Below are 1,022 nucleotides of genomic sequence, written 5' to 3'. Positions count from 1 at the left end.
CTTGGATCTCCCTAAGAAAACGCAGTGAAATAGTCCTCTGCACCGTCTGCGTTTGAGGATTAAAACTAGTTTGATGTCTGCTCGGAATGGCAGTTGTTTAAATTTTTGCGTTGGTCAAGGGGATTATATAGTGATCGCCTTAATTGCCGCATCGAACAAAGATCCAAGTTTTGACTAGTATTTTTGTCCTATATAATTAACACTTATGAAGATTAATGAGAGTGGCGATCTAGCCGTCCAATTTTTTGATATCCGAGAGCGAGGTTATGGCGAGTGTCAACCGATTGGGGCTGTAATGCCAAAGTCTGTTGCAAACAAGCGATTCCCTGCTTGAAATTTCCCATGCTCATCTGTACCACTCCAGCATGGTTGTGAAATTCTGTTTTGTTAGAATTGAGAGCGAGCGCGCAGAAACTATCCCCTTATGTTGCTAAGTGATGTTTATTTGCTTACAATCATGCACACAAAAATATATCCTTTCTAGCTTAATTAAGCAATATCTATTAAGTTAAATTACTTATTCTTGTCAATAAATCATACTTTTCCTACTTTTCCTACTTTTCCTACTTTTCTTATTTTTAGGACTTTGATTACTTAGTCAACCTAAATTATTACTGTATGATTTGAAACAAGAAGCAATGTAATAAGATCATCATTTCTAGAGCGATGGCGGAACGCCCACCGTAGGTGATCGCCAGTTTCCTTGTAGTATCACTCCTTCATCGGATACCGCCGCATCATTTCTGCAATTTCCACAGCCTCACCGAACGGTGTGTAAACATCGGACCCCAACATAGCAATCACAATCCTCTCTTTCCTTACCCACTCGAATCAAGCAATCACATTAATTTAACCTTTTGTGCCTCCAGCTTCCTCCTTTGCAAGCAGCCACTTTCTACAGCTACTGGTGACTTAACACCATTACTAGTTCGGGGTGGTTTCTTCAAAGTCAGTGATCGCGCTACTCCTCCCGCTCAATCAACACCCCATCAACAACTGCAATCCCCCACTGCGGAAACTTC

At 41.1% G+C, this 1,022-nt stretch carries 2 protein-coding genes; one reads left to right on the top strand and one right to left on the bottom strand.

Going from position 1 to position 1,022, the window contains the following annotated elements; all coding sequences use genetic code 11:
- Nucleotides 1-212 precede the first annotated feature (212 nt).
- Nucleotides 213-350, bottom strand: coding sequence for a hypothetical protein (locus G1O98_RS38350; protein WP_163939693.1), 138 nt, complete (start codon nucleotides 348-350; stop codon nucleotides 213-215).
- Between the two features lie 337 nt (nucleotides 351-687).
- On the opposite strand from G1O98_RS38350, the gene G1O98_RS39565 reads away from it, so the two are divergent.
- A partial coding sequence (locus G1O98_RS39565) for a hypothetical protein (protein WP_207794536.1) occupies nucleotides 688-1,022 on the top strand: 335 nt, incomplete at its 3' end.

This window comes from Nostoc sp. UIC 10630, assembly GCF_010747425.1.
GTDB lineage: Bacteria > Cyanobacteriota > Cyanobacteriia > Cyanobacteriales > Nostocaceae > Nostoc.
The sequence above is the reverse complement of the archived record's forward strand: the minus strand, read 5'-3'. Positions and strand labels throughout refer to the sequence as shown.

Excerpts from the sequence above, each read along its gene's own strand:
- G1O98_RS38350 (WP_163939693.1), bottom strand. The coding sequence starts at position 350 with ATGAGCATGGGAAATTTCAAGCAGGGAATCGCTTGTTTGCAACAGACT.